25 protein-coding genes are annotated in these 23150 nt (G+C 70.6%); 18 read left to right on the plus strand and 7 right to left on the minus strand.

The window, feature by feature from the left end; translation table 11 throughout:
- Positions 1-12 precede the first annotated feature (12 nt).
- Positions 13-948, minus strand: a complete 936-nt coding sequence (locus tag ADL03_RS16570) for a hypothetical protein (protein ID WP_157528817.1) — start codon at positions 946-948, stop codon at positions 13-15.
- A 1335-nt stretch (positions 949-2283) separates the two neighbouring features.
- Between ADL03_RS16570 and ADL03_RS16575 the strand changes: the two genes are divergently transcribed.
- Positions 2284-2550 (plus strand): hypothetical protein, encoded by a 267-nt coding sequence (locus ADL03_RS16575; RefSeq protein ID WP_053734352.1) that lies wholly within the window; start codon positions 2284-2286, stop codon positions 2548-2550.
- A gap of 264 nt (positions 2551-2814) precedes the next feature.
- Here ADL03_RS16575 and ADL03_RS16580 read toward each other — a convergent pair whose 3' ends face one another.
- The gene (locus ADL03_RS16580) at positions 2815-3381 is read right to left on the minus strand and encodes a TetR/AcrR family transcriptional regulator (RefSeq protein ID WP_231641928.1); all 567 of its coding nucleotides are present in this window, start codon (positions 3379-3381) and stop codon (positions 2815-2817) included.
- Between the two features lie 168 nt (positions 3382-3549).
- Here ADL03_RS16580 and ADL03_RS16585 point away from each other — a divergent pair, with 168 nt between their 5' ends.
- Together ADL03_RS16585 and ADL03_RS16590 are read left to right on the plus strand one after the other, a co-directional pair.
- The gene (locus tag ADL03_RS16585; protein WP_231641935.1) at positions 3550-4758 is read left to right on the plus strand and encodes an amidohydrolase family protein; all 1209 of its coding nucleotides are present in this window, start codon (positions 3550-3552) and stop codon (positions 4756-4758) included.
- A 369-nt stretch (positions 4759-5127) separates the two neighbouring features.
- Positions 5128-5505 carry an ATP-binding protein gene (locus tag ADL03_RS16590; protein ID WP_053734355.1) on the plus strand — a complete coding sequence of 126 codons (378 nt, stop codon included), beginning with the start codon at positions 5128-5130 and terminating at the stop codon, positions 5503-5505.
- 94 nt (positions 5506-5599) lie between these two features.
- On the opposite strand, the gene ADL03_RS16595 is transcribed toward ADL03_RS16590, so the two are convergent.
- A complete protein-coding gene (locus tag ADL03_RS16595; RefSeq protein ID WP_157528820.1) occupies positions 5600-5971 on the minus strand; it encodes an STAS domain-containing protein in 372 nt (123 codons plus the stop codon).
- A 230-nt stretch (positions 5972-6201) separates the two neighbouring features.
- Here ADL03_RS16595 and ADL03_RS16600 point away from each other — a divergent pair, with 230 nt between their 5' ends.
- Positions 6202-7380: a serine/threonine-protein kinase gene (locus tag ADL03_RS16600; protein WP_053734357.1), complete on the plus strand. Its 1179-nt coding sequence runs from the start codon at positions 6202-6204 to the stop codon at positions 7378-7380.
- Between the two features lie 38 nt (positions 7381-7418).
- On the opposite strand, the gene ADL03_RS48430 is transcribed toward ADL03_RS16600, so the two are convergent.
- Complete coding sequence (locus ADL03_RS48430) at positions 7419-7784, minus strand: STAS domain-containing protein (protein WP_053734358.1); 366 nt, start codon at positions 7782-7784, stop codon at positions 7419-7421.
- Between the two features lie 553 nt (positions 7785-8337).
- Here ADL03_RS48430 and ADL03_RS16610 point away from each other — a divergent pair.
- The 6 genes from ADL03_RS16610 (at position 8338) to ADL03_RS16635 (ending at position 14744) form a co-directional block, all read left to right on the plus strand.
- On the plus strand, positions 8338-9546 hold the full coding sequence (locus ADL03_RS16610; RefSeq protein WP_053734359.1) for a PP2C family protein-serine/threonine phosphatase: 1209 nt from the start codon (positions 8338-8340) through the stop codon (positions 9544-9546).
- Between the two features lie 261 nt (positions 9547-9807).
- Positions 9808-10788 carry a hypothetical protein gene (locus ADL03_RS16615; protein WP_053734360.1) on the plus strand — a complete coding sequence of 327 codons (981 nt, stop codon included), beginning with the start codon at positions 9808-9810 and terminating at the stop codon, positions 10786-10788.
- A 46-nt stretch (positions 10789-10834) separates the two neighbouring features.
- On the plus strand, positions 10835-11566 hold the full coding sequence (locus ADL03_RS16620) for a GAF and ANTAR domain-containing protein (RefSeq protein ID WP_053734361.1): 732 nt from the start codon (positions 10835-10837) through the stop codon (positions 11564-11566).
- Positions 11567-11603: 37 nt separating this feature from the next.
- Positions 11604-12344 (plus strand): GAF and ANTAR domain-containing protein, encoded by a 741-nt coding sequence (locus tag ADL03_RS16625; protein ID WP_053734362.1) that lies wholly within the window; start codon positions 11604-11606, stop codon positions 12342-12344.
- A gap of 202 nt (positions 12345-12546) precedes the next feature.
- Complete coding sequence (locus ADL03_RS48435) at positions 12547-13980, plus strand: GAF and ANTAR domain-containing protein (protein ID WP_197288382.1); 1434 nt, start codon at positions 12547-12549, stop codon at positions 13978-13980.
- A 158-nt stretch (positions 13981-14138) separates the two neighbouring features.
- A complete protein-coding gene (locus ADL03_RS16635) occupies positions 14139-14744 on the plus strand; it encodes a hypothetical protein (protein WP_053734363.1) in 606 nt (201 codons plus the stop codon).
- Between the two features lie 80 nt (positions 14745-14824).
- Here the strand turns inward: ADL03_RS16635 and ADL03_RS44760 are convergent, their stop codons facing one another.
- Positions 14825-15001 (minus strand): CsbD family protein, encoded by a 177-nt coding sequence (locus tag ADL03_RS44760; RefSeq protein ID WP_063798600.1) that lies wholly within the window; start codon positions 14999-15001, stop codon positions 14825-14827.
- A gap of 308 nt (positions 15002-15309) precedes the next feature.
- Here ADL03_RS44760 and ADL03_RS16640 point away from each other — a divergent pair, with 308 nt between their 5' ends.
- Both ADL03_RS16640 and ADL03_RS16645 read left to right on the plus strand, forming a co-directional pair.
- Positions 15310-16518, plus strand: coding sequence for an AI-2E family transporter (locus ADL03_RS16640; RefSeq protein WP_053734409.1), 1209 nt, complete (start codon positions 15310-15312; stop codon positions 16516-16518).
- Positions 16515-17549, plus strand: a complete 1035-nt coding sequence (locus ADL03_RS16645; RefSeq protein ID WP_053734364.1) for an acyl-CoA desaturase — start codon at positions 16515-16517, stop codon at positions 17547-17549. Before ADL03_RS16640 ends, ADL03_RS16645 begins: the two co-directional genes overlap by 4 nt.
- Positions 17550-17946: 397 nt before the next feature.
- Here ADL03_RS16645 and ADL03_RS16650 read toward each other — a convergent pair whose 3' ends face one another.
- Positions 17947-19173 (minus strand): glycosyltransferase 87 family protein, encoded by a 1227-nt coding sequence (locus tag ADL03_RS16650; RefSeq protein ID WP_053734365.1) that lies wholly within the window; start codon positions 19171-19173, stop codon positions 17947-17949.
- Positions 19151-20359, minus strand: a complete 1209-nt coding sequence (locus ADL03_RS16655) for a glycosyltransferase 87 family protein (RefSeq protein ID WP_053734366.1) — start codon at positions 20357-20359, stop codon at positions 19151-19153. The genes ADL03_RS16650 and ADL03_RS16655 overlap by 23 nt, the downstream gene beginning before the upstream one ends.
- 251 nt (positions 20360-20610) lie before the next feature.
- Between ADL03_RS16655 and ADL03_RS16660 the strand changes: the two genes are divergently transcribed.
- From ADL03_RS16660 to ADL03_RS48440, 6 genes are all read left to right on the plus strand, one after another.
- The gene (locus ADL03_RS16660) at positions 20611-21165 is read left to right on the plus strand and encodes an RNA polymerase sigma factor (protein WP_053734367.1); all 555 of its coding nucleotides are present in this window, start codon (positions 20611-20613) and stop codon (positions 21163-21165) included.
- Complete coding sequence (locus tag ADL03_RS16665) at positions 21156-21704, plus strand: hypothetical protein (protein ID WP_053734368.1); 549 nt, start codon at positions 21156-21158, stop codon at positions 21702-21704. Before ADL03_RS16660 ends, ADL03_RS16665 begins: the two co-directional genes overlap by 10 nt.
- Before the next feature lie 5 nt (positions 21705-21709).
- Complete coding sequence (locus ADL03_RS16670; RefSeq protein ID WP_231641940.1) at positions 21710-22066, plus strand: Asp23/Gls24 family envelope stress response protein; 357 nt, start codon at positions 21710-21712, stop codon at positions 22064-22066.
- Positions 22060-22371 (plus strand): hypothetical protein, encoded by a 312-nt coding sequence (locus tag ADL03_RS16675; protein WP_053734370.1) that lies wholly within the window; start codon positions 22060-22062, stop codon positions 22369-22371. Before ADL03_RS16670 ends, ADL03_RS16675 begins: the two co-directional genes overlap by 7 nt.
- 59 nt (positions 22372-22430) lie before the next feature.
- Positions 22431-22904, plus strand: coding sequence for an Asp23/Gls24 family envelope stress response protein (locus ADL03_RS16680; protein ID WP_053734371.1), 474 nt, complete (start codon positions 22431-22433; stop codon positions 22902-22904).
- 68 nt (positions 22905-22972) lie between these two features.
- Positions 22973-23149 (plus strand): hypothetical protein, encoded by a 177-nt coding sequence (locus ADL03_RS48440; RefSeq protein ID WP_197288383.1) that lies wholly within the window; start codon positions 22973-22975, stop codon positions 23147-23149.
- Position 23150 lies beyond the last annotated feature (1 nt).

Raw genomic sequence — 23150 nt, forward strand, 5'->3', positions numbered from 1 at the left:
CGGTGCAGAACGTCAACCGGTGCCGAGCAGCGGGTCTTTCACGCACACACTCGACGACACCGTCGCTGTGAGTGGAACTGCCACCCGGTACTCCGATGCCTGTACCTCCAGCGTGGTGGCCCGACCCGGACCACCTGCCGGCGGGACGAACAAGATGATCGCGACTCCACCGCGCGATGCAATCCTCGTGGCCCGCCACCCCTTCTTCTCACAGATTCGCAACGGATCCGCCGACACCGGGGTGAGTGTCACGTGCGCGGCGCGTGGCGGCAAGAACCACAGGGCGCTCCTGTCGTACGGCTTTCCTGCGGCGAGTGCTCGTCCAGCTTCGGTCGCAGTGGTTGCCTGATCCCAGCTGAAGACGATCAGTAATAGCAGTGTCGTGCCGACGAACGCCAACCGCGTGGTCCCGCGAATGTGCGCCCGGTGCCGCCGAAGCACCGAGGAGCCTTGGCGCAGCGCGACGCTCGCCGCGAGCCCGAGCGAGATCCCGGTGACTGGCGTGAGCGCGAAAGAGACGACCAACTCACGGTTCGTGCCATGTGGCAGCGACACTCCGATGATGACAGCGAGTGCACAGAACGCCAGCCCACAACCACTCGCGGTTATTGCGAACGCACGATAGCCGCGGCGAGTCAAGAGCGTCGACTCCAACCAGCGCACAAGCCTGAAACCGAGCACGAGGACAGTGGTGAAAGCGACCGCAAGTGCAGCGACAGTCAACGTGACCGCCAGCCCGGACAGGATCAGGTACGCCTTGTCCTGAGGGACATCGAGCAGCCCCACACCGAGCTGCCCGTAGTAGTAATACTGCGTCAGCAGTGACAGTGTCATGCCCGCCACCGCAAGCAGCGCGAGCACTGGCGCGGTGGCGCCTAGGATTTCTCTCCACGATGAGCTCGTCGCCGACGCGGGTTCGACCGGCCTCGGACGCATTCTGCGCTGCATGATCCGATTATGAACTGTTCGACCACGCGATGAGCGCGATTCACATGAAAAGGTTGATCAACTCACGGCGCCGACTCGCGGACGCGTCGCCCAGGATGGATTCCGACGATGATATTCATCGCGAGCGCACCCGCATGCGCGCCGGAATCTTCATCCGCAGGGATCAAGCGGCATGGCGATACTCGCGGCTTCGCCGAGGCGGTTCCGCTGATCCTTGGGGAGCCGAAAAACCTCGATCTCGTTCGGGACGTAAGCGCACTCGCTAACGTCGATCCAGCCGCCGGTCAACGCTCGTCAACGTGCATCGGCTAACCCTGCGCGCGAAGCTTGATGCCAGCACCGCGATGCCAGCAAAGACAAGGAGGGAGTTGCGCGCGTGAAGGAGTAATCGAACTCATGCAGTGGACCAATCGAGTCGGCTGCAACGAACGAGCCGCAGCCCTGGACTGGTAGTAAATCCGGTAGCCGAGACGCAGGACCACTACCGCGATTCTAGCGAATCCGTGAGAGCATATCCGGTCATCCATGCAGATCAAGGCAAGCGTTTTGAGATACGCGCGGCCGCCTGGCTCTCGAAATGATCCGTTCACACCGAAGAGGTCACTGGTTCGATCCCAGTATCGCCCACATAAACCGGGAACCTCTGACCTGCGAAGGTCAGGGGTTCCCGGCATTTTCGGACGCTCACGGACATCGTTCCGGGGTTCACCTGGCCTCAGGCCTGAAGCCGACGACCACCCCGACTCCGGGGGGTCAGCGCCCTCAGCTGGCCTCGTTCTCAGCTCAGCCCGCACCGCCCTGGCCGTGGCCTGCGACGCCGTCTCGCCTTACCACCAGGCCCTGGCCCACGACCGCCTGGCAGCAGTGTTCGACCGCCTCGGCGCCTGTTCACCGAACTGGGCGCACCGGAGGCCAACGGCATCCGCGCCCGCCTGGCCCGCGCACGGGCCGTGTCGGTGGGGTGAACGGGCGGGCCACTCGGGCCGGCTGCGCGAGTGGGCTGAATGCGGGTGCGTTGCCTGGGTGGGTTGCGCGCGGGCGGGCTTCGCAAGTCAACTGGTGTCGTTACTCCTGCTGCAGTCAGGATGTGTGACAGCCGCCGCGCCGGCCGCCGAGGTGGAAGAGCCGGTCCGCACGACCTACCAGAACGTAGAGTCGCTGCACGGGCAGCGTCCCGCTGTACGTCGATGCGGGCCCGGCTGGGGGCCACCGGCTGCTGGCTTGGCGGCTGTTTGACGACCCGCCGCCATCCTGGGACGACGAACACGGGCGCACCCGTTGATTCCAAGCGGACAATCATGATCAGGGCCCGGATATGGCGGTGGCGCGCTCTACGTGGTGCTGGCCGGTCTCCAGCGCTATCTCGGCACTACCGGAGGCGCTCTCACCGAGCTCAACTCAGCCGTCCAGATCCAGACGGCGACCGAACTGGCCCGCGCGAAGGGAGGCCGCATCGACGACATCGGCCGACTGTCCGCCGGTGAGTTCTACGGAGCAACAGAGGGCACGACGCCGTCGAAGATCAAGGTGCCGATGTGTCTGAGCCACCACCCGCCGACGGCACTGGCAGAGGAGAATGTCTTGGCGCGTGCGCGGCGTTAGGTGAGTACGTCCGCCGAGGAAACACGTTGCGCGAGCATGGCCCGGCTGGATGTAAGACGTGCATCGACTACGGTCGTCGATGAGAGCCTTCCAGCGTGCACAAGTCGGTACTGACTCGACTTTTCTGCAAGAAGCACAGCAGCACCTCAGATGCCGTCACGATTCCGCTGCACTGAGGTCGACCGACATGCGGACCGGGCGTTGCTTGCCCGAGCTGCTGATCCGCACCGACCTGCACGGACGTAATTCTCGGCACGCACGAGCTCAGGCTTCACGCCATCCCTGTTCCAGCATGTCAAATATGACGTCGAGAGCGGTGCGTGGATCAGGCTCGGCGCCGGCGAGATCCGGGACCATCAGGACGTACCGCGCGAGGGCACGGATGTCCATGTCACCAGCAGACCTCCCGCACTCGGCGGCGATGGCCTCCGCGAGCGCGTCCTGGCTGCGGAGCCACAGTTTGAGCTGGTATCCGCGCAAAGCGGGAGTGTTGACGATCAGCTCCGTTCTGCGGCGGAACTCCGCCGAGGGGTTGCTCCGGAACGGGCCCCGGTCGGCCAGGAACCCCCGCAGCGCCCGCAGAATCGTCGTTCCGCTCGGGCGGTCATGAACGGCGCCCACCAGGGCGGCGGTGCGTTGAGTGCCGTCATCGAAGATCAGGGACTCCTTCCCGTCCGGGAAGTGGCTGAACACGGTGCCCAGGGCGGTGTCGGCCGCCGCGGCGATCTCGGCCACGGTCACGTTGTCGTACCCGCGCTCCAGGAAGAGCGTCATCGCCGCCTCCGACAGAGCTTGGCGCGTCCGCGCCTTCTTGCGCTCGCGGCGCCCCACCGTCTCCACGGAGCGAAGCATAGGACACCTGGAACCATGTCAAAGTTGAAGTCATTCTAAGTTTGATATGGTTCTAGCGTTGGTCGCTACGGCGACAGGAAGCCGAAGACTGGAGTGACAACCATGGGTACTGCGATCACCAACGCGCGTGTGTTCGACGGCGAACGGGTGCTCGACGCCGCCACCGTCGTGATCGACGGTGGCGTCATCACGTCGATCGGCGTGCCTCCGCCTGCGGGGAGCGAGATCGTCGACGCTCGGGGCGGCACCTTGCTCCCCGGTCTGTTCGACGCGCATGTGCACACCAACGAGGAGGCGCTGGCGCTGGCCTTGCGGTTCGGGGTCACCACGGAACTGGAGATGCAGGGCACTCACACCAAGCCCAACCGGGCGCACATCACCGGCAACGACGCTCTCGCCGACGTCCGGTCGGCGGGTTTCGGGATCACGCCCCCCGGCGGGCATCCCAGCGAGCTGTTCCCGGAGGGCTTCCGGCCCGGTGGCGGGCGCCGCCCCGTCGGCGAGATCGTCCAGCCCTTCTCCACCACGCCGGAGGAAGCGGCCGGCTTCATCCCGCGGCTGGTTGCGAGCGGGTCGGACTACATCAAGTTCATGATCGACGACGGCAGTGTCGAGGGGCATCCCGGTCTTCCGATGCTCGACCGGGAGACCGTGGCGGCAGGCGTCGCCGAGGCGCACCGGCACGGCATGCTCACCGTCGCCCACACCCTCACCGTCGAGGCGACCAGGATGGCGATCGAGGCGGGCATCGACGGGCTGGTGCACCTGTTCATGGACCAACCGCACACCGATGACCTCGTCGAGCTCATCGCGGCCTCAGGCGTCTTCGTCGTACCGTGCGTGGTGCTCAACGCGTCGATGATGGGCATCACCGGTGATGCCCTCGCTGACGATCCGCGCGTGTCCTCCCGCCTCGACGCGGCCTGGACCGAGACTCTTCGCAGCAGCTTCAACCGCTATCCGCAAGGGAAGCTCGACGACGTGCTCCGCTCCGTCAAGGCGCTGCACGAAGCAGGTGTCGACCTCCTGGTCGGCACGGACGCCTCGATGCCGCTCCCCTTCCTGGGCGGCCTGGCCCACGGCGCCAGCGTTCACCAGGAACTGCAGTACCTCGTCCAGGCGGGTCTCTCCCCCGTCAGCGCTCTGGCCGCGGCCACGTCGTCTCCGGCACGACGCTTCGGGCTCCACGACCGCGGTCGCATCGCCGAAGGCGCGCGGGCCGATCTGCTTCTGGTGGACGGTGATCCGACCACGACGATCTCCGACACCCTCGGCACCCGTGCCGTCTGGCGCCGTGGCACTCGCCTTGAGCAGGAGAAAGGCATGCACAGCAACAACTCCACCTTCGCGCTGTGACGCCTCCGAATGCACGGGCCCGGGACCCGGCTGGCCGAACGGCCTGCACAAGCCGCCGGGCGCTGTGCGGATGGCGATCGGGCTCGACCGGCTTGTGCTGCACGGCTCCGTGGGCGAAGCTCCACGGGTCGAGGTTGTACTCGCAACGTCGTGAGCCCCGCGCCACGACGCCCCCGGCACGTCGATCACCCTCGGCAACGCGTGGCTGAAGATCCTCGCGGATGATTGCGCCGGTTGCAGCAGGGGCATCATGTGGTGAGTGCTGGTCGGGCGCGGCGGGACGTCGGGGCAGCGTTACCACTCTTTGACGAGGACGTGAGGCGCGTGCATCGCACTGGCGACACACATGACGGTCCCCGGACTGGCTCTGTGGAGTTCGCCGGGAACGCCGGGGCGCCTGCCGCGGCGCGGCGTTGGACGCGCGAGATGCTGCCTGACGTGAGTGGTGACGAGTTGGACGACATCCTCCTCGTCGTCACGGAGCTGGTGAGCAACGCCATTGACCACGGCACGAGCCCGTTCGCGTTGCGGCTGTCGCAGTCGGATGAGCCGTGCTGGGTGCGGGTCGAGGTCGACGACGCCGGTGCGGACCTGCCCGTTGTCGGCGTCTCGCGGCTGCACGGTGATCGCGGGCGAGGGCTGGTGATCATCGACCAGCTGGCCAAGGACTGGGGCGTCATCGCGGGTCCGGCGGGCAAGACCGTCTGGGCCGAGATCGCCTGTGAGCCGCCGTTCCGTTCAGCGTGACGCGTGACGCCTGACGCCGAACGCGCGTCACGGGCCCACGGCACGCCGCAGAGCGCGGTTGTACCGCGGCTCTGCTGCGGTCGTGGAGGAACGCCTACTGCCTGCTGTGGTCGAGCAGCTCGGGGAAATCGGGGTGCAGTTCGATCACCTGGTCGAGCTCGGTGATCTCCAACGGGTGCAGCACCGCGCGGTGACCGGCGATCACGATGAACCTCGTGCCGGCGTTGTGCGCGCGTAGGTGGCTCTGCGCCAGCAGGCGCATACCCGCCGAGCCGAAGAACTGGATGTTCTGCAGGTCGACGATCAACGTCGCCGGACGGCGTTCTAGCTGGACGCCGATGATGTCGCTGACCTCGTGGTCGTTGCTGGTGTCGATCTCCCCGCTGATCACGACGACAGGCACACCGTCACGTGTCTGGACCTCAACGCTGAAGGGTGCTGCATCATCGCGGAACGGAGCAACCATCGAGTGCTCTTCCCTGTTGCGCACTGCGCGCCCTCGGCTGCGTGCTCAACCCGGACCACAACCCGCCCTGTGGCGAGCACATCGTGTGCGTGACCACCACGGTAGGCGCATACCCGGTTATTCACAACCAAACGCGCGTTGAACTGCGGCGACTCTCCACCGGTTCTGGTGTTTGGTGATCGCGAGGGGCGGGCATACAAGGCGGAGCTGAGCACCGACGGAAGGCCCCCATGACCGTGTCCGCCCACGACAGACCGCTCGCCGAGCGTTATGAGCTCGCCGAACTGATCGGGTGCGGCGGGATGGCAGAGGTGTGGCGCGCGTGGGACACCCGCCTGCACCGGCACGTCGCGGTCAAGCTCTTCCGGGCCGGGTCCGACCTGGCCGACGGCCTCAGGTTCGACAACGAGATCAGAACGCTGGCCGCGTTGTCCCACCCGCGCCTGGTGCAGGTGCACGACGCCGGGACCAGCGGGGGAACGCCGTTCGTGGTGTTGCAGCTCATCGAGGGCCACACGTTGCGCGACCGCATCGCCGACGGACCGCTCGCCGCCGATGAGGTGCGCCGGCTCGGGGCCGAGCTCGCGGAGGCGCTCGCCCACGTGCACGACCGGGGTGTCGTGCACCGCGACGTCAAGCCGTCCAACGTGCTGCTCGACCGGGACGGCAACGTCCACCTCGCCGACTTCGGGCTGGCCCGGTTGATCGGCGCCACCCGGCTCACCCGCCCTGACCAGCTGGTGGGCACCGCCGCCTACCTCGCACCCGAACAGGTGCGCGGCGAGGAGTTCGGGCATCCGGTCGACGTCTACGCGCTCGGGCTCGTCCTGCTCGAATGCCTCACCGGCCGGCGGGAGTACCAGGGCAGCGAGATCGAGGCGGCCGTCGCCCGCCTGCACCGGCAGCCGGACGTCCCGGAGGACCTGCCCGCGGACCTCAGGCGCCTGCTCACGCTGATGACCTCGCTGTCGTCGCGGCGCCGCCCGACCGCCGCCGACTGCGCCCGGATGTTGCGTGACCCGCAGGCCACGCCCACCCTCGACAAAGCGCTGATCCCGGCACCACACCCGGTTCCGGCACGACACCCTGTTCCGGCACGACGCCCGGTCCGGCCGCTCGTCGCCGGTGCCGCGCTGACGCTGCTGTGCGCTGCCGGTGCCGCCACCGCCTTCCTCTGGCCGCCGCCGGCCACACCCAGCGGATCAGCGCCGCCCGCTTCGACCACGCCGGTCGCCTCGACGCCGTCCGGTGAGGCCCCGCCGTCTGCCGGGGCCGTTCCGCCTCCGGTCGCCCACACCGTCGTCGTGCCTGTCCAGGTCGACCCGAAGGGTGACGACAAGGGGTCCGAGAAGCAGAAGGGCAAGGGCAGGGCCGACGAGAAGAAGGGCGAGAAGCCCGGCAAGGGCTGACCCGCCTCAGGTCCGGGCCGGCGGCGCCGGGAGGTGTCTCAGCGCGCGGCGGCGAGTGCGGAGTCCAGGTCCGGGTGCAGCTCGAAGACCTGGTCGAGGTCGGTCACGGCGAGCGCGCGGAGCACGGTGCGCTGGTCGGCGACGAGCAGGAGCTTCGTCCCGGCCGCCACGGCCTGCCGGTGGCTGTCGACGAGCGCGCTGAGGCCGCTGGAGCCCAGGAAGGTGACCTCGCGCAGGTCGAGGACGAGGGCGGCCAGGTGTGCGGTGAGCTGGGCGTGGACCTCGTCGACCAGGAGGTCGGCGTCCTCGTCGACGTCACCGCCGATGACGGTCACCGCGACGCCTTCGCGGTCGTGGGTCCGCACGTACATCGCTCGCGCGTCGTCTTCGAGCTGGCCGTCCATCGCGAGGCCCGCCTTTTCTGCCCACGTCGTCTGCCGCGGTTCCGCTGCCCGCCCAGGGTGAGAGGCACCGATCACAGTAGGGACGTGTCCGCCCGGCCACAAGCGGAGCCGCGACGACCTCCCGGACACGCCTTCCACGTCCGCGTCGAGGTGGAGGACGGCGAACGCACGGCCGCCCGCACCGGCGTTCACCCACTTCGGGCTTCGGCTGGTCAGCGGCCTCAGCGCTGCGTGGGGTGTCGTGCGGGGGGACGATGGCAAGGTCGTCTGGGCGGACGTGACGCGATTCGACGGTGTGCCGTTCTGGCGCATCCCCGTCCAGCGGGCTCCGCGCACACCCTGATCGCCGGATCGGCGCGCCTCGACGGCGCAGGGTGAATCGCCGTCACCGGAACGAGCGAATTGTGTGACCTTTTCACCGCTCTTCCGGGCCTTGGCCTTGTCATGGCCCGGCACTCCGGGCATCGAACGGCCTCAGACCGGGACCGACCGTGGGAAGGTCACCGGTGTACGACGTACTGTCATGGGCGCGATCGGCGCAGAGGGAGGCGGAATGGCTCAACCCGGGAGTTCGGCCATCCGGTTGCACGTCCTCAACGCCGTCACCGACTGGACGCTGCGGGAGCTCGACCTCGACAAGCTCCTGGAGGTCCTGCTGGAGCGGACCCGTGAGCTGCTCGCGGTCGACACCGCGGCGGTGCTGCTGGCGGACCGGACCGGCGTGCAGCTGGTGGCGAAGGCGTCCTCGGGGCTGGAGGAGGAGGTCTTCCAGGGCGTGCGCGTGCCGGTCGGCAAGGGGTTCGCGGGCCGCGTGGCGCAGTCGCGGGAGCCGTTGCAGCTGGAGCGGGTCGACGAGTCGACCGTGGTCAACCCGTTGTTGTGGGAACACGGCGTGCAGGTGCTGCTGGGTGTGCCGATGATCGCCGAGGGTGAGCTGACCGGGGTGCTGCACATCGGCAGCACGACGGCACGCAGGTTCACCGACGAGGAGGTCGAGGCGCTGCAGCTGGTCGCCGACCGCCTCGCGGTGGCGGTGTACGTGGACCGGATGCGGTCCGAGCGCACCGCGGCCGCCATGCTGCAGGAGAGCCTGCTGCCCTCGCGCCTGCCCAGCACCGACGGCTGGGAGTTCGCGGCCCGTTACGTCGCCGGCACGGAGAGCGGTGTCGGCGGTGACTGGTACGACGTGTTCGAGCTGCCCGGCGACCGCATCGGCGTGGTGATCGGTGACGTGGCCGGCAGCGGCCTGAAAGCGGCTGTCGTGATGGGACGGCTGCGCAGCGCCCTGCGCGCCTACGCCCTGGACTACCCCGACCCCGCCGAGGTGCTCAACAAGCTCGACCGGAAGGCCAGCCACTTCGAGCACGAGACGATGGCCACCGTCGCCTACGCGGTCATCGACACGAGGACCCACCGCATGAGCCTCGCCGTGGCCGGGCACCTGCCGCCGATCAGCGCCGTACCGGCGGGCGAGGCCGGGTTCGTCGCCGCCCACGTCGGTCCGCCGATCGGGTTCGACCTCGGCAGCACGGGCCGCCGCAGCACCGACGTCGAGGTACCGCCGGGTGCGCTGATCATCCTCTACACCGACGGTCTCGTGGAGCGCCGCGGGCAGGACCTGGACGAAGGGCTGGAGCGGCTGCGGCAGGTCGTGGTGCCGACGGCGCCGGAGGCGGCGTGCACCCAGGTCATGGCCACGATGGTCGGCGACCAGCCGGCGACGGACGACATCGCGCTGGTGGCGATCCGCCACAGCGCTTGACGCTCCGGCGTTCCGGCCACGCGGCGACAGCGCCGCCCTCCAGTCCGTCCTGTGTGGACGAAACACGGACCCGGTCGCCGGCGCGGCAGGAGGCCGCCGGGACGACCTCCCGCCCGGCAACGGCGAACGCGGCACGAGGTCGTCGTTTGCTGTCGAACAGCGGTGCACGACCACGGCGTGGCGTAATACGATCGAGGGCGAATCCGGCCGCCCCGGTCCCCGGCGGTACCCGCTCCGCCGTTGCTGGTCCGGGGGCTTGCCATGATCGGAACATCGGACGTCACGCGCCTGGAGGAGAGCATCCGCACGCTGCGGGAGATCGACTACCGCAGCGGCGGCGAGGCCTGTCTCGACGAGGTGCGGCGGCGGATCCGGGACAGCCTTCCGCTGCTCGACGCCGCCGCGCCGGAGCACGTGCGGCGGCGGTTGCAGGTGGCCCTGGCGGACCTGCGGAACCTGGCCGGTTGGGTGTGCTTCGACGCCGGGCTGGTGAACAGCGCGCACAACCACTTCTGCCACGCGCTGGTGCTGGCCGGGCTCGCTCGCGCGGACGGGTTGACGGCCAACGTCTGCTACCGGTTGGGGCGGGTGTTCCTGCACCACGGGCACCTCGACGAGGCGTTGCGGTACTTCGACCTCGGGCAGCTCGCGGCCGCGCGGTCCGGTGACGTGCTCGCGGCCGGCATCCTGTCGGTCAACTCGGCGTGGGCGTGCGCCAAGAAGGGGGCCGAGCGGGGTGCGCTCGAACTGCTCGGGCGAGGCCAGGAGCAGTTCGCCGCGGCGGACCGCGGTGAGGTGGCCGGGTGGGCGGCGTTCTTCACCGAGGCGGACCTGTCCGGGCTGTCCGGGGCGGTGCACGCGGACCTGTCCGGCACGGCGGGGCGGCAGCACGCGGGCACGGCCGTCGCGCTGCTCACCACGGCGGTCGACGGCTACGGCGAGGGGATGGTCCGCAGCCGGACGTTCAGCCTGATCCTGTTGTCCACCAGCCATCTCGTCGAGGGGGACGTCCAGGCCGGTGTGGACGTCGGGTTGCGGGCGCTCGCGATGTCGGAGTCCGTGGGATCGGCCCGCGTGCGCGACCGGTTCCGGCCGCTCGTGTCGCTGGCGCGCAGGTACCACCGGCACGCGGAGGCGCTGGACCTCGCCGCGCGGATCGACGCCGGCACCGAACCACCCGCACCGGTGCGGCCCCTGGCGCCCGGCGAGTCCCGTGCGGTGGTCGAGCGGCCGCCGCCGTGAAGCCGCGTGGGATGCTCTGCACGACGAAGGGCGGGACCGGTGAGCGGTGAGCGGTGAGCGACTGGCCAAGGTGCTGGCGCACCTCGCCGGGGACGCGGCCGCCCGCGGCGTCACGACCTCCAGCGAGGCGGCGTGCGAGGCGTGCGTGCCGCTGGTCGGGGTGAGCGGCGCTCAACTGACCCTGATGAACGGCATGGGCCGGGGCGAGAGCCGGTACTCCACGGACGGGATCGGCAGCCAGCTCGAGAACCTGCGGTTCACCCTGGGTGAGGGGCCGTGCGAGGACGCGGTCCGGTCCGGGGTGCCGGTGCTGGTGGCCGAGCTGGACTCGTGGGCGAGCCACCAGCGGTGGCCGCTGTTCTCGCCCGCCGCGGCCGCTGCCGGAGCGCAGGCGTTGTTCGCCTTCCCGCTGCGCAGCGGTGCGATCCGGCTCGGCGCGCTCGTGCTGCACCGGACGAGCCAGGGCCCGCTGAGCGCGGACCAGGTCTACGACGCACTCGTGCTCGCCGACATCACCATGTCGTTGCTGCTGGACGAGCTGACCCGCCCGCACCTGGGCTCCGAGCTCCCTCCCGTCGACGGGATGCCGCTCAGCCGCGCCGAGGTGCACCAGGCCACCGGGATGCTGTCCGTCCAGATGGGGGTCAGCATGGACGAGGCACTGGTGCGGTTGCGTGCCCACGCGTTCGCTCACGACCGGTCGGTCATCGAGGTGTCCCGCGACATCGTCGCCCGGCGTCTGCGGCTGAGCCAGGAGGGGTGGTCGGATCCGCGATGACCACTCCGCCGGCGATCGAACAACAGAGGTGGCTCCCATGACCATGGAGAATCTGGCGGAGACCTTCGTCGAGCTGGCCGACACCCTGGTGGCCGACTTCGACCCGGTCGAGTTCATGCACCTGCTCACGGACCGCTGCGTCACGACGCTGGAGGTGGACGCCGCCGGCATCCTGCTCGTCGACCACCACGGCGAGCTGCAGGTGGTCGGTGCCTCCAGCGACCGCGCCCGGCTGCTGGAGCTCTTCGAGCTGCAGCACCGGCAGGGCCCGTGCATGGAGTGCTACCTCACCAGTGTGCCGGTGACCGTCGCGAACTTCACCGAACCGCCGCAACGCTGGCCCGAGTTCTCCTCGGTGGCGCGGGAGGCCGGCTTCGGTGCCCTGCACGCGCTGCCGATGCGGTTGCGCGAGCAGACGGTCGGCGCGCTGAACCTGTTCACCGTCGCCGAGGGGGCGTTGACCGAACCCACTCTCAGGGTCGCGCAGGCCATGGCCGACGTCGCCACCATCGGGCTGCTCCAGGCACAGGTCATCAGCCACCGCGAGCTGCTCGCCGGGCAGCTGCAGAACGCGTTGCAGAGCAGGGTGCTCGTCGAACAGGCGAAGGGCGTGCTCGCCGAGCGGCTCCAGATCGGCATGAGCGGGGCGTTCGAGCGCCTGCGCCGGTACTCGCGGAGCCACGGCGAACACCTCAGCAGGGTGGCGGAGGGGGTCATCGCGGGCTCGATCGACATCACAGCGCTGGCAGCGATCCGGGAAGCGGAACCGGACGTGTAACCCACGCGCGTGCGGGCTGGTTGCGCTGATCGCGTGTGAAGGATTGACCGCGACCTCGCCTCGGCTAGGCTGGTGGGTGAATCCGCCCAGACCCCGCGGTAGCTCTGGCCTCGTGAGGAGATGTCCTTGAGCACCGTGTGCGGTGGGTCGTGAACGCAACCCCGGCAGTGCTGGCCCGGCACCTCGGCGACGGTTCTGCCGTGTGCCCGGCGTGGTAGCGGGCGTGGACGGGCACGCGAGCGTGCGGGACGCCGTTCGCCACGTCTGCATCGCCTGCGGCGTCAGGACGGACGCGGTCGGCACGGCGATCTACCTCAGGGCGGGCGCGAACGCGGTGCGCTCGTTCGAGACCGCCGGTTTCTGCGGTGAGGAGGTCGCGGAGCTGCAGACGGCGCTCGCGGAGGGGCCGGCTCTCGCGGTGGCGCGGGACAACTGGCCGGTGCTCGTGCCGGACCTCGCGGACTCCGCGAGCACGGCGCGCTGGCCGCGGTTCGCTCCCGCCGCGGTCGAAGCCGGGGTTGCGGCGGTGTTCGCGTTCCCGCTGTCGTCGGGCGAGCAGTCCCTCGGTGCGCTGGAGGTCTACCGCGACACGCCGGGCACCCTCCTGCCGGAGGAGATCCTCGACGTGGGAGAGCTGGCCGACGCGGTGGTGGGCCTGCTGCTGGACCAGCCGGCGCGGGTCGCGGACGAGGTGCCGGCCGATGAGCGGTACGGGGAACCGGTGCTGCTCGGGGGCTCGTTGCGCGAGGCGGCCGGTGTGGTGGCGAGGCGGCCGACCGCCGGCTACGGCAGGGCGTTCGGCCGGGTGCGCGCGATCCGGCCGGTGCCCCTCCCCGGTGTCCGGCGCCGTGGCCGGACACGGAACGACGGTCACCAACAACGACAGGTGAGGGGCGCGCAGGTGTCGGACCAACGAGTGGCACAGACCTTTGTCGAACTGGCCGACACGCTCGTGGAGCGGTTCGACAGCATCGAGTTCCTCCACGTGCTGGCTGAACGGTGCGTCGAGCTGCTCGCCGTGGAAGCGGCGGGCATCCTGCTGGCCGACGAACGGGGCGCGCTCAGGCTGATGGCCGTCTCCAGCGAACTGGTGCGCCCGCTTGAGCACTTCCTGCTGCAGGGCGGAGAAGGTCCGTCCGAGGAGTGCTTCCGCTCCGGGCAGAGCGTGCGGGGCAACGACCTGCGTGCGGAACCGCAGCGGTGGCCCCGGTTCAGCGGCGCGGCGGCGGAGCTCGGGTTCGCCGCGGTCGACGCGGTGCCGATGCGGCTGCGCGACGAGGTCATCGGCACGCTGAACCTGTTCCGCGCCTCGCCGGGACCGCTCCTGCCGGAGGCGGCGGCGCTGGCGCAGTCGTTCGCGAACGTCGCGACGATCAGCCTGCTGCAGGTGCGGGCGTCGCGGCAGAACCAGGTGCTCGCCGAGCAGCTGCAGGCCGCGCTCACGAGCCGGGTCGCGATCGAGCAGGCCAAGGGCGTGCTGACCGAACGCCTGCAGATCGACCTCGTGGACGCCTTCTCGCTCATGCGGAACTACGCCCGCAACACCAACCAGCTGCTGTCGGAGGTCGCTGACCAGGTCAACGCCCGCGCACCGCAGATCGACGGGATGACGAGGACCGGCCGGCCGCGCAGCTAGTCGCCGACGGCACTCCACAGTGGACTCGGCGGCCGGCCGCCTGTCCGGGAGCCGGGTTCGGGCGTAGCGTCGGGGTCATCGACGAGTCGACGAGCGGGGAACAACCCGGCGCCGGTCCGCCCGAGGTCGCCGGGAGGATCAGGGCGGGCGCCGCCGTGATGGCGGGCGTTCTGGTGCTCGCCGCGGCCACGCTGGTCGTGACGTCCGGGATCGCGGACGCGGGCGCGGCGCTGCTGGGTGTGCTGGGCTGGCTGGTCGCGCTGGCGGCGAGCCTGCCGGTGCTCGCGTCGGCGAGCAGGCTGCACGCGGCCGGGAAGCGGGACACCATCCTCGCCGTCGCGTCGGGAACCACCGACGAGGTGGTCCGGCTCGCGCTCGTGCTGGTCGTCGTCGACGGGACCGGATCGGCGCGCTGGGCGGGCCTGGGCTGGGCGCTGGCGGGGCTCGTGTTCGCCGTCGCCACGCAGCTGAGGCGCTTCAGCCGGCCCGTCGGGCGGCAGGCGGCCGAGCAGCTGCGGTCACACGGCGGGTACATCAGCACGCACCCGCTGCACGGCGGCTTGCGCGGCATCACCGCGACCTCGTTCCACCTCGGCGCGACCCTGCTCCTGGCCTCGGATCCGCGGTGGGTGTTCGCCACCGCCGCCGCGCACGTGGTCTTGAACGTGGCGTTCGCGCGGTGGGCCCGGCGACGGCCGGTGCCGGTCGAGGTGATGGGCGCCGGGGTGAGCGCGGCGCTCCTCGCGGCCGGGCTGCTGACCTGAGGACGGCAGAACTGACGACGGCAGAACGCCCGCAGGAGCGCACACCCTGGGGTGCGCGCTCCTGCGACGGGCGAAGAGGGTCAGTCCTTCTTGAAGGCGTCCTTCACCTTCTCGGCCGACTCCTTGAGGTGACCCTTCGCCTGGTCGACCTTGCCTTCGGTCTCCAGACCCTGGTCGTCGGTGGCGCCGCCCAGGCCTTCCTTGACCTTGCCCTTGAGCTCGTCGCCCTTGGCGTCGATCTTGTCGTCGGTACCCATTGTGGTTCCGTCCTTCCCCCACACCTGAACCTCAGGTGCGACACGCACTGCGGATTCCCACTGCGGCGAAGCTCAATCCTCGAAGGTGCAGCGGGTTTGCCTGTTTGTGGTGTGCGACCAGGGGGAACTCACACCGCAGGCGGCCTGAACCCGCCGCCCACCGCCGATGGCCCCGGACCCCGGCGTCGGACACCGACACCGGAGGCACGAACGCCGTGAACACCAGAGCGGGCAGACGGTTCCGCTCGACTCCTCCCGTGACCACGCCGGAAGAGACCAGCCCGGAAAAGAACACGCCGGAAGAGCCGGTGACGCGGGAGCGGAACGGCGGCGGTGCCGCGTCCGCCGTTCCCGACGCGTTGCGCGTCGCCGCCGCGATCGGCTGGCGCTTGCTGGTCGTGGTCGCGGCGCTGTACGTGCTGGGTTCCGTCCTCGGCAGGCTCGCCGCACTGGTCGTGCCCCTCGCGATCGCGTTGCTGCTGGCGGCGTTGCTCACCCCGGCCGTCGGTCAGCTGATGGCGCGGCGGGTGCCCAGGGGCCTGGCCACCGCGCTGGTGCTGGTCGCGGGGCTGGCCCTGCTCGGCGGGCTGGTCACGTTCGTCGTGATCACCTTCGTCAACGGGGTGCCGGACCTCGCCGCGCAGCTGACCCGCAGCGTGGATGCCGTGTCCGGCTGGCTCGTCAACGGACCGTTGCACCTGAGCGAGAGCCAGCTGCGGGAGTTCGCGGACCGGATCGTGAAAACGTTGCAGGACAACCAGACCGTCATCACCACCGGCGCCCTCACCACCGCGGCGACGCTCGGTGAGATCCTCACCGAGGCACTGCTGGTGCTGTTCTCGCTCGCGTTCTTCCTCTACGACGGCCCGCGGATCTGGCAGTTCCTCGTGCGTGTGGTCCCGCAGGGCCCGCGCAGGCGGGTCGACGTCGCCGGCCGCCGCAGCCTCGCCGCGCTGGTCAGCTACGTCCGCGCCACCGGGGCGGTCGCCGTGGTCGACGCGCTGGGCATCGGCATCGGCCTCGCGGTCCTGCGAGTTCCCCTGGCGGTGCCGCTGGCCGCATTGGTGTTCATCTGCTCGTTCATCCCCATCTTCGGCGCGGTGGTGGCGGGAGCCGTGGCCGTCCTCGTCGCGCTCGTCGCGAACGGGCCCGTCACCGCGTTGATCGCCCTGATCATCGTCATCGCCGTGAACCAGCTGGAAAGCCATGTGCTGCAACCGTTCCTGCTGGGACGGGCGGTGAAGCTGCACCCGCTCGCGGTCGTGCTGGCCATCGCGTCCGGCCTGCTGGTCGCGGGCATCGCGGGCGCGCTGCTCGCCGTCCCGCTGCTGGCGGTGCTCAACTCGGCGGTCCGTTCCCTGCTCAGTGAGGCCGACGAGCACGTGCTGCCGGCCGACGTGCACACCAGCGAACCGGAGGAGTCCGGGCCGGACGAACCGGGCCTCGACACCGAAGCCGACAAGCTGAACCCCACCACGGCTCCCCACAGCCGACCGACCCCCGGAGCAGGTGCATGACCGTCACACGCGACGACTCGACCGACATGAAGAACGTCCCACGCGGCAGCGACTTCGCCCGCCTGACCAGAGAGCTGAAGGCCGCCGGCCTGCTGGAGCGCCGGCGCGGCTACTACCTGCTGCGGATGGCCGTCAACGCGGTGCTGCTCGCCGTGATCGCCGTGGCGTTCGTGGTGCTGGGCGACTCGTGGTGGCAGGTGGTCACGGCGGCCGTCCTGGCCGTGGCCTCGACGCAGCTGGCGTTCATCGGGCACGACGCCGGGCACCGGCAGATCTTCCGCAGCCACCGCAACAACGACGTCGTGGGGCACCTGCACGGCAGCCTCACCGGCATCAGCTACCAGTGGTGGGTCGCCAAGCACAACCGGCACCACGCCAACCCCAACCACGAGGACCACGACCCCGACATCGAGATCCACGCCCTCGCGTTCAGTCGCGCCCAGGCCGCCGAGAAGCGCGGCGTGTACAGCTGGATCACCAAGCACCAGGCGTTCCTGTTCTTCCCGCTGCTCACCGCGGAGGCGATCGTGCTGCGGCTGTCCGGCCTGGTCGCCCTGTGCCGCAGGGAACTGCGCACGCCGTGGCGGGAGGCGGCACTGCAGCTCCTGCCGCTGGCGGTGTACCTGACGGCGGTGTTCGTCGTGCTGTCGCCGCTGAAGGCGGTCGTGTTCATCGCGGTGCACCAGGGCCTGATGGGCGTCTACCTGGGGTGCTCGTTCGCCCCGAACCACAAGGGCATGCCGATCATCGGCGAGGGCGAGCGCCTGGACCACCTCCACAAGCAGGTGCTGACCTCCCGCAACGTCACCGGCGGCCGGTGGGTCGACGCGCTGCTGGGCGGTCTCAACCACCAGATCGAGCACCACCTCTACCCGCACATGCCCCGCCCGAACCTGCGCCACGCGCAGCCCGTCGTCGAGGACTTCTGCCTGCGGCACGGCATTCCGTACAGCAAGACCACGTTGCGCGACTCCTACGCGCAGGTCCTGCACCACCTGCACGACGCCGGGGCACCGTTGCGGCAGAGCTGACCGCGGGGCGCGAGGCCGGCCGCCGTTCGGTGTCAGTGGAGGAGCCGGTAGCGGGTGGGACCGACCCGTTCGAGGTCCGCGAACACGGTCGCGTGGTGATCCGGCGCGTTGACGCACATGCGCGAGACGACATGCGTGCGCACGGTGCCCAGGGCGTAGCGGCTGCCGGCGGTGCCGCGGTCGCTGACGTCGGCGGGGCGGAAGGCGGCGTCGATCGGGTCGGGTTTGCGTCCTGGCCGCCACGTCCTTGACCACGTCGTGGCGGCCGATGTCCTGGGCCGCCTGGGCCCGGCAGCTCATACCCCTCCCCCGCGGCCACGCCGGTGAACCGCGCTCGGCTTCCGAGTGGAACACCGGCCGTTGCGCGGCCGGAACACCGTTATCACCCCGCCCGCGCTCAGCTGTTCTGCGTCACCAGCACCCGCTTCGGCAGCACGGGCAACGCCCGAGGCTTCCCCACGGCCACCGCGACCAGCACCAACGTCACCAGCGCGAGCGCCGGATAGGCCCACCCGACCGCCGACAGCCACCCCGGCCGCGAGATGGTCCAGATCGTCGGCTGCCGCCGCAGCTGGAACGCGATGACGTCGTAGAACACCACCGGGCACCACGACACCAGCAACGTCACGCGTGCCCAGGTCACCAGGCGCCCGTGCACCAGCCAGATCAGCAGCGGCGCGACCCACACCCAGTGGTGGTCCCACGAGATCGGTGACAGCAGCAGCCCGAGGAACTGCACCGACAGCACGCCGACCAGCGGCTCCCCCGCCCGCACCGCGGCCCGCAGCGCGAACAGCGCCACCACCACCGACAGCGCCGCGGCGACGAGCCACGGCCACGTCAGCTGCACGTCGTGGCCCAGGGAACGGGACAACGCCCCGCGCAGTGACTGGTTGTGCGCGGTCGCGATGGGACCCACCCGGCTCGGGTCGCCCATCAGCGTGAACCAGTACCGCTCGGCCTGCTGGAAGTCGACCAGGAAGCCGAGGCCGACGGAGGCCAGGAACGCGGTCGCCGACCACGCCGCCGCGGACCAGCGGCGGGTGGCCAGGAGGTACAGGCCCGAGATGGCCGGGACGAGTTTCACGCCGGCGGTCAGGCCGATGCCGGCGCCGGCGACGTGCGAGCGCCGCGTCAGCAGGGCGGCGAGCGTGCACGCCGCCAGGAGCAGGTTGACCTGGCCGAACTCGAAGGTGTGGAAGACCGGCATCATCCACAGCAGCAGCGCGGTCCACAGGAACGCGCGCCGGGCCCAGACCGGTGTCCACGCCGGAGCGGTCGAGCGCAGCGTCACGCGCACCAGCCAGTACAGGCACAGCACGGACAGCGCGCGGAAGGTCCACTGGGCCGCGCCCCAGAACAGCCACGTCATCGGCAGGAACGCCAGCGCGCCGAACGGCGGGTAGGTGAACGGCAGCGGGAAGTCGGGTGGGGAGTGCGCGGACGTCACCTGGTAGAGGTCGCCGTCGAGGACGTGCGGGGCCAGCGACCAGTACACGTACAGGTCGATCGACTCGCTTCCGAAGCCGGTGACCATGGTCCAGGCGCGCAGGAGGACGGAGAGCGCCAGCAGCCACGGTGCGACGGCCAGCAGGGGCCGTTCAAACTTCGCGGGTGTGAGCACGGCGGCCCGCCTTCGAGGTCGTCCCGAGCAGCGTCGGGGTGGCGGCGAGGGTCAGCAGGCCGAGGACGGGGTAGGCCCAGCCGAGTGCGGCGAGCGGCCAGGGTCTCGGGATCTCCCAGATCGACGGTTGCCGGTCGACGAGGAACGTGATGAGGTCCGTGCCGGTCACGACGACCCAGGCGCCGGCCAGTGCGAGTGACGCACGGCCCGTGACGCCGTAAACGAGCCACAGCACCACCGGGATCACCCACAGCCAGTGGTGACTCCACGAGATCGGCGAGACGAGCAGGCCGAACAGCTGTACGGCGAGCACGGCGGCAAGCGTGTCCGACGCGCGCACGGCCGAGCGCAGAGCGAACCACGTCAGTGCACCGGACACGGCCGCCGCGAGCAGCCACGGCCAGGACGTCTCGACGTCGTGGCCGAGGGAGCGGGACAGGGCGCCGCGCAGCGACTGGTTGATCGCGGAGCCCACCGGGCCCACGCGGTCGGCGGCGCCGAGCAGCTCGAACCAGTAGCGCCACGAGTCCGCGGCGGACACCAGGAAGCCGATGGCCACGGTCAGCGCGAAGCCCGTGAACGACCACGCGGCCGCGGCGAACCTCCGCGTGGCCAGGAAGTACAGACCCGTGATCGCCGGGGTCAGCTTCAGGCCCGCGCCCACGCCGACGCCCAGGCCCGCCACGGAGTTCCGGGTGGCCACCGCGGCTGCGAACACGCCGGCCACCAGCACCAGGTTGATCTGGCCGAAGTCGAGCGTCTTGCGCACCGGCTCGCACCACAGCGCCAGCCCCGTCCACAGCAGTGCGCGCCGCGGGTCGTGGCCGATCTTCGGCGTTAGCACCGCCAGGGCCGTCCGCACGAGCCACCACAGGCACAGCAGCGACAGCAGCTGCCAGACGATCCGCGCCGCGAGCCACGGCAGCGCCGACAGCGGCAGGAACACCACCGCCCCGAACGGCGGGTAGGTGAACGGCAGCGGGAAGTCCGCCGTGAACGGCATGCTGACCGAGTAGAGCCGGTCGCTCAGCACGTTCGGGGCGAGGCTCCAGTACACCTTCAGGTCGATCATCCCCCAGCTCTCGGGGAACGTCAGCCGCCACGCGTAGCCGGCGAGGGACAGGCCCAGCACCAGCGGCGCGAACCGCAGCACGCGGGCCTCGACGACGCGCAACCGCTCGGTCACCGGTTCCTCCCACCACAGGGCTACAGGGCCACCACAGGGCCATCACCGAGGCCACCCTCTGGAGTTCCACAGCCCGGGACCATGCAAGCGCAAGATCGGCCCCGAGGCCACGGAGAACCGGCCGCAAGATCGAAGTCACATTTCCCGCGGGTCCCACGAACCGGTGGTTTTTCCCCGGTGAACCGACCGCGTGACGTTTCGCGGACGAACGTGTCCAAGGAGGGGACACGGACGAACAGGTGGGAGCAGCCATGAGCGTGGAGGCCGCCGCACTCGACGATGCCACGTTGGTGGCGCGGTCCCGTGACGGCGACATGCGCGCCTACGAGCTGCTGGTGCGCCGCTACCAGGGACAGATGTACCGGCTGGCGTTGCGCGTGGTGGGGAGTGCGGGCGACGCGGAGGACGTGGTGCAGGACGTGTTCCTGACCGCGTGGCGCCGGTTGGGGCAGCTCAACGACGACGCGGCGTTCGTGGGGTGGCTCTACCGCACGGCGACGAACAGGTGCCTGAACGTGCTGCGGCAGCGCAGGCCGGTGGCCGACGTCGAGCTCGACGAGCAGCCGTCGGTGGCGCCGCGGGAACGGCCGGAACGGGCGGTGGAGGTGAGCGCGCAGATGGACGCGCTGGCGGTGGCGTTGCGGGCGCTCACGCCCGAACAGCGCGCGTGCTGGGTGCTGCGCGAGGTGCACGGCCGGTCGTACGACGAGATCGCCGGGGCGATCGGCACCACGCAGCAGGCGGTGCGCGGAAGGCTCGCGCGTGCGCGCGCACAACTCGCGGAGGTGATGGCGCCGTGGAGGTGACGGCGGACTACGCCCTGCCCTGTGGGCGGGACGTGGAACAGGTCTGGGAGACGATCGAGACCGCCGACGAGCACACCCGGCGGTGTCCCCACTGCGCGGCGGTGCGCGAGAGCCTGCTGGTGCTGCGGGCGGCCACGCTGGAGATGGCGAGCGAACGCGTCGAACCACCGTCCGACCTGGTCAGCAGGGTGATGTCGGCGGTGCGGGCGGACGCGCGGCGCGGTGACGCCGTGCCGCTGCCCAGCGGCGGCACCGACCCGGCGCGGATCAGCACGCGGGCGATCGCGGCGGTGCTGCGGTTCGCGGCGGACGGGGTCGACGGCGTGCGGGCGCGCGGGTGCCGGGTCAGCGAGGCGGCCGAGTCGAGCGAGGCGGACCCGGTGATCGAGGTGGAGCTGAGCATCGCGATCGCGGTGGGACCGGCCACGGCGCGGACGTTCGACGTGGTGCGGGAACGGGTGATCGCGGCGGCCTCCGCCCGCATCGGCGTGCGGCTGGCGCGGCTCGACCTCGTCGTGTCCGACGTGCTCGAAGGGTGACCGGGGTGCTCGAAACTCTCGAAACGGTCGTGGCGGCGCCGGTGGTGGCCGCGGTGGCGGTGCACGCGGCGCAGCGGGTGCCCGGCGTGCGGGTGCAGCCGGGGGTCGCGGGGCTGGTCGGCTCCGTGGTCCGCACCGCGCGCCAGCACGTGAAGGGGCTGAACCCGGCGCCCGTCGAAGGGGTCCGGGTGCGGTACGCGGAGGCCGCCGTGCAGCTGGAGGTGGACGTGGTGATCTCGGGTGACGACCAGGCCGCCGCCGTGGCGCGGGCGGTGCAGCGGTCCGTGCGCGCGGTGGTGCCGGAACTGACCGGCGTCGCGGTGGAGTCGGTGCTGGTGACGGTGGTGGACGTCGCGTGCTGATCGTGGAGGAGCTGCTCAAGGCGCTGCGCAAGGTCGAGGGGCTGCGGCCGTCGACGCCGGCGTTGTCGGTGCGCGTGCCGTGGGACGTCGACGGGCTCGCGGTGGACGTGGCGGACGACCTGGTGTGCGTGCGGGTGGTGGCGACGCGGTTGCCGTTGCCCGCGCTGCTGGCGGAGGCGGGTGCCGTGCTGCGGACCGCTCTCGCCGGCACGCGGTGGGAGTCGGCGCGGCTGCGGCTCGTCGTGACCGATGTGGACGGAGACGCCCTGGACGGTTCACGGCCGGATCACCCGATCAGGCCGTGACATTCCCGGATCGGCGGTGTCTTTCAGGTGTGGACGGTGCTTCGAAGGAAGGAACGACGATGACCACGCAGACTGCGGAGAAGAACAGCGCGGAGAAGAACAGCGCGGTGGGCAGCGGCACGAGCAAGCTCGTCACCGACCGGGGCACGACCACCATCTCGGAGGTGGTGGTGCAGAAGGTCGCCGGCCTCGCGGCCCGCGAGATCAAGGGCGTGCACGCGCTCGGCGGCGGTGCGACGAGGGCGCTGAGCGCGTTGCGCGAGCGGATCCCCGGCGCCACGGCCAGCGCCGGCCAGGGCGTGTCGGTCGAGGTGGGCGAACGCCAGGCCGCGGTCGACCTTGAGCTCGTCGTCGACTACGGCGTGCCGATCGCGGACCTCGCGAAGTCGGTGCGCGGCAACGTGATCGCCGCTATCGAGCAGATCACCGGCCTTGAGGTGGTCGAGGTCAACATCAACGTCAACGACGTGTACATCCCGGCCGACGACGACGGCGGCGCCGAGCCCGAGTCCGGCGGCAGCCGCGTCCAGTGAGTCCTGCCCGCCGCCTCTCCGTCGGGGGCGAGGCGGCGGGTTTCCCATCGTGGCGAAGGAGAACGGCAATGACCACGACCGCATTGGGACTGCTGACGGGCCTGGCACTGGGCCTCGCGGCGGCGTTCGGCGGCTTCAGCGCCTTCCTGCTCGTGCTGGTGTTCGGCGCGCTCGGCCTGGTCGCGGGCCGGGTGGCCGAGGGCAAGCTGGATCTGGCGCAGCTGCTCGGCAGGGACAGGGACTGAG

The organism is Nocardia sp. NRRL S-836 (assembly GCF_001279525.1).
Classification (GTDB): domain Bacteria; phylum Actinomycetota; class Actinomycetes; order Mycobacteriales; family Pseudonocardiaceae; genus Lentzea.

Excerpts from the sequence above, each read along its gene's own strand:
- ADL03_RS44760 (WP_063798600.1), bottom strand. The coding sequence starts at position 15,001 with ATGGGTACCGACGACAAGATCGACGCCAAGGGCGACGAGCTCAAGGGC.
- ADL03_RS16595 (WP_157528820.1), bottom strand. The coding sequence starts at position 5,971 with ATGGTTGCTCCGTTCCGCGATGATGCAGCACCCTTCAGCGTTGAGGTC.
- ADL03_RS16600 (WP_053734357.1), top strand. The coding sequence starts at position 6,202 with ATGACCGTGTCCGCCCACGACAGACCGCTCGCCGAGCGTTATGAGCTC.
- ADL03_RS16625 (WP_053734362.1), top strand. The coding sequence starts at position 11,604 with ATGACCATGGAGAATCTGGCGGAGACCTTCGTCGAGCTGGCCGACACC.
- ADL03_RS16680 (WP_053734371.1), top strand. The coding sequence starts at position 22,431 with ATGACCACGCAGACTGCGGAGAAGAACAGCGCGGAGAAGAACAGCGCG.
- ADL03_RS48440 (WP_197288383.1), top strand. The coding sequence starts at position 22,973 with ATGACCACGACCGCATTGGGACTGCTGACGGGCCTGGCACTGGGCCTC.
- ADL03_RS48430 (WP_053734358.1), bottom strand. The coding sequence starts at position 7,784 with ATGGACGGCCAGCTCGAAGACGACGCGCGAGCGATGTACGTGCGGACC.
- ADL03_RS16660 (WP_053734367.1), top strand. The coding sequence starts at position 20,611 with ATGAGCGTGGAGGCCGCCGCACTCGACGATGCCACGTTGGTGGCGCGG.
- ADL03_RS16570 (WP_157528817.1), bottom strand. The coding sequence starts at position 948 with ATGCAGCGCAGAATGCGTCCGAGGCCGGTCGAACCCGCGTCGGCGACG.
- ADL03_RS16645 (WP_053734364.1), top strand. The coding sequence starts at position 16,515 with ATGACCGTCACACGCGACGACTCGACCGACATGAAGAACGTCCCACGC.
- ADL03_RS16615 (WP_053734360.1), top strand. The coding sequence starts at position 9,808 with ATGATCGGAACATCGGACGTCACGCGCCTGGAGGAGAGCATCCGCACG.
- ADL03_RS16610 (WP_053734359.1), top strand. The coding sequence starts at position 8,338 with ATGGCTCAACCCGGGAGTTCGGCCATCCGGTTGCACGTCCTCAACGCC.
- ADL03_RS16635 (WP_053734363.1), top strand. The coding sequence starts at position 14,139 with ATGGCGGGCGTTCTGGTGCTCGCCGCGGCCACGCTGGTCGTGACGTCC.